The following is a 508-nucleotide window of genomic DNA, read 5'->3' on the forward strand; positions in this document are numbered from 1 at the left end:
TTTTCCGGTACGCCCATGTCGTCCCTAGCGCCACTGAACCACCTGATCAAACGCTTTCAGGAGCAGACCCCGATCCGCGCCAGTTCGCTGATCATCACCCTGTACGGCGATGCCATCGAACCCCATGGCGGCACCGTCTGGCTGGGCAGCCTGATTCAACTGCTGGAGCCCATGGGGATCAACGAGCGGCTGATCCGCACTTCGATCTTCCGCCTGAGCAAGGAGGGGTGGCTGACTGCCGAAAAGGTCGGGCGCCGCAGTTACTACAGCCTGACCCTGGCCGGTCGCCGGCGATTCGACAAGGCGTTCAAGCGGGTCTATAGCGCCGGTGTGCCGGCCTGGGATGGTTCCTGGAGCCTGGTAATGCTCGGACAATTGCAACCGGAGTTGCGCAAGCAAGTGCGTGAAGAGTTGGAGTGGCAAGGGTTTGCCGCGATGTCGCCGCTGATGCTGGCGTGCCCGCGCAGCGATCGCGCCGATATCAATGCCACCTTGCTGGAGCTTGATG

General features: G+C 62.0%; 1 pseudogene. It reads left to right on the forward strand.

Features of this window, described 5'->3' with window-relative positions:
* Positions 1–15: 15 nt before the first annotated feature.
* Positions 16–508: pseudogene (locus tag Q7C21_RS23140) on the forward strand (phenylacetic acid degradation operon negative regulatory protein PaaX); the annotation flags it as partial.

It is taken from the genome of Pantoea sp. ANP04 (genome assembly GCF_041982285.1).
Classification (GTDB): domain Bacteria; phylum Pseudomonadota; class Gammaproteobacteria; order Enterobacterales; family Enterobacteriaceae; genus Pantoea; species Pantoea eucalypti.